The 5215-nt window shown below is 41.3% G+C and carries 5 protein-coding genes and 1 pseudogene; 5 read left to right on the forward strand and 1 reads right to left on the reverse strand.

Annotation, left to right across the window (positions count from 1 at the left end; genetic code table 11):
* Window positions 1-265 precede the first annotated feature (265 nt).
* Window positions 266-745, forward strand: a complete 480-nt coding sequence (locus AC0YN7_RS29480; RefSeq protein ID WP_475813579.1) for a hypothetical protein — start codon at window positions 266-268, stop codon at window positions 743-745.
* Window positions 746-899: 154 nt separating this feature from the next.
* Entirely contained in the window at window positions 900-1247 is a 348-nt protein-coding gene (locus AC0YN7_RS29485) for a VOC family protein (protein ID WP_475813580.1), read from the forward strand.
* A 125-nt stretch (window positions 1248-1372) separates the two neighbouring features.
* On the opposite strand, the gene AC0YN7_RS29490 is transcribed toward AC0YN7_RS29485, so the two are convergent.
* Window positions 1373-1753 (reverse strand): hypothetical protein, encoded by a 381-nt coding sequence (locus AC0YN7_RS29490; RefSeq protein WP_475813581.1) that lies wholly within the window; start codon window positions 1751-1753, stop codon window positions 1373-1375.
* A 450-nt stretch (window positions 1754-2203) separates the two neighbouring features.
* Here AC0YN7_RS29490 and AC0YN7_RS29495 point away from each other — a divergent pair.
* The 3 genes and pseudogenes from AC0YN7_RS29495 (at window position 2204) to AC0YN7_RS29505 (ending at window position 4702) form a co-directional block, all read left to right on the forward strand.
* Window positions 2204-3063 (forward strand): annotated as a pseudogene (locus AC0YN7_RS29495) (AraC family transcriptional regulator).
* A 165-nt stretch (window positions 3064-3228) separates the two neighbouring features.
* Window positions 3229-3483, forward strand: a complete 255-nt coding sequence (locus AC0YN7_RS29500; RefSeq protein WP_475813582.1) for a hypothetical protein — start codon at window positions 3229-3231, stop codon at window positions 3481-3483.
* Between the two features lie 451 nt (window positions 3484-3934).
* Complete coding sequence (locus AC0YN7_RS29505; protein WP_475813583.1) at window positions 3935-4702, forward strand: nucleotidyltransferase domain-containing protein; 768 nt, start codon at window positions 3935-3937, stop codon at window positions 4700-4702.
* Window positions 4703-5215: the final 513 nt, after the last annotated feature.

The following is a 5215-nucleotide window of genomic DNA, read 5'->3' on the forward strand; positions in this document are numbered from 1 at the left end:
AAAATAGGTGATCAATTAAAAGTAGTTGCAAATCCAAACTTTAAATAATCAATGGTGAGCTTTTATCAAATTTCAAGTAGTATCGGAAGAAGATTAAGCTAACGGGAAACGATAGTTGAACACCGAAAGGGCTGCCATGTGGTAGCCCTTCATTACGCTAACGGGCAGGATAGTGGAATAAAGAATATATTTACCACAGTTTGGTTATCTTATCTTGAGAACGAGCGCAGGAAATAAACGAACTGCTTGTTCAAGGGAGGGAATTATGAAAAAAGTATCAGTTGTATTACTGATGTGCTTATCACTTTTCTTTACTATGGGATTTGTAAAGAAAGGTGAGCTTGTTTTGACAAATGTAGAAACAACGGTCATTAAATCTGGACATATACTACGATACGACTTCAGAATCAAAAATACTGGGTCACAACGAATTTTTGGAACATTCGATTATCCTGGACATCACTCATATGGTTTGGAAGTGACAGTAAGACCATATGATAAACTGGCTTCGTTGATGGAGATACAACAGAATACGGTATTCCGAAAAATGCAATTTAGAGGCGGAAGCTCAGAAGGTATTTTAGAGCCAGGAAAAGAAGCATCTTTTCATGCTGAATTTCAATTTAAGGAAAACGTCGATGTTGGAAAAGTAAAATCAACTTCACTTGAAGGTGTTTTACTCATACTAGATGGACCAAAGGTTATTGCTGAAATACCGTTAGCAGATAGCCTAAATAAAAAATAGATAATCACAATTAAACTTTGAATAGCCACAGCCACCTGACAGGTGGTTTTTTTATTGTCTGATGTTGCAGTAATGGGGAATTCAGCGGGCGACACATCTGCGATAAGTAGGATTGCAGTAAATCATTAAGCTAACGGGCAGTATAGTTGAAAAAATGATAAAAGGTTTTGGAGGAGTATTTTGGAGAACTAAGAATCTTGAAGTTATAAAAAAATGGTACAGTGAAGTGTTGAAAATTGAAATAGAAAATTGGAATGGGACTGTGATAAAACCCCAATTTGGAAATGAGACTATCTTTTCTTTCTTTACCGAGAATGATGGTTATTTTCCAAAAGAACAACAAGTGATGCTAAATTTCCAAGTACATAATCTAAATGAGACTATTAAACATCTTGAACATATTGGTGTACCTCTTGCAAAGAAAAAAGAGATTAGTGATTTTGCAAAGTTTATTTGGATTGAAGATCCTGAAGGTCGACTGGTCGAGCTTTGGGAGAAATAACGAGTTGTTATTCATTTGCTATTGAGTTAACGGAAAACAAGAGCTTAATAACTAGCGGCAGCCCTGGACGGAAAATTAGAGTTTTAGGACTGCCGCTCTGATTTCAAGCACGGGCTTGTCTTTGATCAGTCGTGATAAATCATTCTTGTAGGAGTATTTTTATAATTCGTTTTTTTCACGTAAAGTTCGGCTTGACCGCCACCGTCAGTAAATCCGCTAACATCAAATACATTACTCTTACCAGGGCAGACAGTGCGCTTTCCTATATAGTCATCAGGATCATAAGGATCATATTCCCAAAGCTCATAGGTTACGCAGACTTTATTGTATGAGTCACTTGTTACCTTCCAACTACCTCCGCCAGAATCCCAGCTACTGCCATTCTGGTAAACAGTTTCTTCGCCAATATAATCCCATGTTCCAGCTCCGGCCGATGCAGATGGAACGGCAGCAGACATGGCAAAAGCGCATGCCACTGGCAAAATTAATTTTTTAAACTTGTTCATTGTTTCACCTCCTCCCCACTGAGGATAGTTTAAGTCATTTTACAAATTTTCGGAATATTGAATACTCTTGATGAAAGAATTCTAATGAAAGCCCATTGAAAATCTTCACGTTTCTTGTATTCAAGAAGCCTCACCACTTAAGGGACGTTGTCCCGGCTGCGAAGCGTTTAGACGGTCAGGGTAGTCTGCCTGATTCCGCCCTCTTCGAAAAGCCTCGAGCAGGTCATGGGAGCGTAGTGACGGCAGCTTGAATACCATTGGGATTTAGGGAGACCCAATCCTACGGATTTGCCAGCCAACTTTAAAGAGACAACAAAGGAGCTCACGGCATTCCTACCAGACTTGACTTTTGTTCACTGAGCTGAGAAAGACCCTACAGGATTGTGCACTAAATGTCGGGAGGGAATTACCTTCTCTGCTATGCTTTGAGTAACGAGGGGAGGCGATATCATGGATATGCTGGCGCAACTGAACAAAGCTTTAAGCTATATTGAGGAGAATCTTACTGATCGTGTGGACTATCAGGAGGCAGCGAAAATTGCCTGCTGTTCAGAATATCATTTTACACGGATGTTGCAGGCATTACTCTGTCGGAATACATCCGCCGAAGACGCCTAACTTTGGCAGCACTCGAGCTAAGCCACAGTGACATCAAGGTCATCGATGCTGCGATGAAATACGGATATACCTCGCCGGATTCCTTTACTAGAGCTTTCCAAAGCATGCATGGGATTACTCCCTCGGAAGCCCGGATCCATGGACAGTCCCTCAAAGCCTTCCCGCGGATGACGTTTCAACTGACTATCAAAGGAGGAAGTGAAATGAACTACCGAATTGAAGACAAAGAGGCTTTTCGCATCGTGGGGATCAAAAAAAGAGTGCCAATAGTATTTCAAGGGGTGAATCCGGAGATTGCGTCGATGTTTGAAGGTCTCACCCCAGAAATGATTGATAAGATTAAGGGCTTTTCGAATGTTCAACCTTCAGGACTAATCAGTGCTTCCACGAATTTCAGTGAAGGGCGGATTGAGGAGAAAGGAGAGCTCGATCATTACATCGGGGCGGCCACAACGAAAGATGGAGATGGCTTCGCCCAGCTGGAGGTGCAAGCCTCTACATGGGCTGTATTCACAGCCGTCGGCCCTTTTCCGAGTGCGCTTCAAGAGATCTGGGGACGCATTTATTCCGAATGGTTTCCGTCCGCGGAATATGAGCTAAGCGAAGGGCCGGAAATGCTCTGGAATGAGCACAAAGATGTAGCATCGCCGCAATTTAAAAGCGAAATATGTATACCCATTATAAAGAAATAAGCATCGTTTGTTGAAGTAACGGAGAACGATAGTTGAATAATACTCATTGATGAGCAGACGTTACGGTAGCCTGCTCATCTCATTAAGCTAGCGGGCAGGATAATTCAACTGGTCACCGAATACTTAACTCAGGTTTTAGGTCTTAAAAGGATAAGGGTGAATTTTGTGCCAAATGATTACGTTTGGGGAATTTTCGTTGCTGATGCTTCAACTGGTTTTCCAAATTTCTCTCCAATAGGTATTTACACCACACGTGAGTTAGCAATTAATAAAGTCGAAGCCTTGCCAAGGGATCGCAATTATCAATTACTTCGAATGCCGCTGAATAATAACTTCGCATATTACCATAAAAAGAGTGGTAAGTTGGTTGGGATGGATGCGATCCATCATGAACATTTTCATTTCAAAAATGAAAGTTAAACCGATTGGTTGTTACGCTAACGGGAGACTATAGCTTAATAATCTCCATAACGAGACTGCCGGCATGAAACGGCGGCCTTGTTGAGCTAACGGGCAGGTTAGTTTAATCATTTCGCGAATAGATTAAATATGACTGATTTACGAAGTTCGCAAAAAAGACGTTAGCCGAAACTTCCTAGGTCAAGAACATATGGGTAAACCCTCAAAGCCAGGAGCATCTAAGGTCAAGATCGGATAAGGGCATAAGAAGATCAATACATATCTTCGGTGGTTAACTCGAAGAAGAGGAAGCATCGGCTAACACCACATTCACGCTTCGGGCTACGCCCTCGGTTCGGACCGAAGTTGAGAAGCCAGAGTAGATTCAGCCGGTCACATCCGACTCCGTCGGACGTCGAGAATTCAAGAACGTTAGCCGAAAGAAGTTCTTACATGTTTAGGAGGAGTCTATATGATATTAGAAAAAGTTATAAAAAGAATTGTAATACAAAGTGAATATAAGGATTTTGTTGATAAGTATATAGATAATATACTTACCGAATTTAAAGGTAAGATTCATAGCATTTATATGTGTGGCTCGATTCCAAAAGGAACTGCTAAACCTTTTAAGTCAGATGCAGACTTTACTATTGTATGTGTAAATCCCAAAGATATTGATTACGAAAGATTGTCAAATATTAAAGACAAGATTTTGGAAGAATTTCCATTAGCAACTAAGATTGATACGATAATTTGCTCGATTGACGATGTATTAAGTAAACCGAATGAGTGGGGTTTTTGGATTAAGATAATTTGTGTTTGCATATATGGTCATGACGTTGGTGAAAAAGTACCACCGATAATTATTTCTCCAGAGTTCATTTTAGACTTAAATACAGAGACCAAGGAGGAAGTAGATCGTATACATAGTTTACTTTCTAATGCTAGTGATAACACAATGAAAACTAGATATATTAAAGGTTACTCTAAGAGATTAATTCGTGCATTATACTCTTTGGTTTTAGAAGATACAGGTGTATGGCAAGATGACATTATTAAGATGAAGAATGCCATATTAAACTATTGTGAGATTGACTCCGCTTTAGTTGATTATCTGTATGCTTGTTACTTGGATAGTAATGTACTTGTTGAAGAGTTTCTGGGAATTGCAGATGAAGTATATAGCTATTTTGAGAACGCCTTAAATGCAATGGCTGCTTCCAGAACTTCCTTCGGCTAACACCATAGTGACGCTCCGGGTCACTCTGAGAAGCGAGTGACCACATCCAGCCCCCTAAGCCCGTCGGGACGTCACTGCATTAGGTGTTCGGCATGCCTCACAACTATAAGCAGCGGCTCTAAGGGGCCAGGACGTCGTCAATACAAATCGTTAGCCGAAATTTCCTAGGTCAAGAACATATGGGTAAACCCTCAAAGCCAGAAGCATCTAAGGTCAAGAACGGATAAGGCATAAGAAGATCAAGACATATTCGGTGGGTAACTCGAAGAAGAGGAAGCATCGGCTAACACCATATTCACGCTTCGGGCCTATTCGGCAGAGATCATTACGCTAACTGGGAACGTTAGTTCAATAGCACACAACGATGAGCAGGCACTGCGGTTGCCTGCTCGTTTTATTAAACGCGTGCCCAGAAGCACGCATCTTCTAGCCGGTGAAAGTCCGGTCATGGGAGGGGCCAAGCCCCCATGTAGCTAGGATGCCTGCGTACGGTGAAAGCTTTGCGTAGAAGCG

This window comes from Paenibacillus sp. J31R122, assembly GCF_056269185.1.

What these genes read in the sequence shown, in the direction of transcription:
- AC0YN7_RS29480 (WP_475813579.1), top strand. Translation starts at nt 266, where the DNA reads ATGAAAAAAGTATCAGTTGTATTACTGATGTGCTTATCACTTTTCTTT.
- AC0YN7_RS29485 (WP_475813580.1), top strand. Translation starts at nt 900, where the DNA reads ATGATAAAAGGTTTTGGAGGAGTATTTTGGAGAACTAAGAATCTTGAA.
- AC0YN7_RS29490 (WP_475813581.1), bottom strand. Translation starts at nt 1,753, where the DNA reads ATGAACAAGTTTAAAAAATTAATTTTGCCAGTGGCATGCGCTTTTGCC.
- AC0YN7_RS29505 (WP_475813583.1), top strand. Translation starts at nt 3,935, where the DNA reads ATGATATTAGAAAAAGTTATAAAAAGAATTGTAATACAAAGTGAATAT.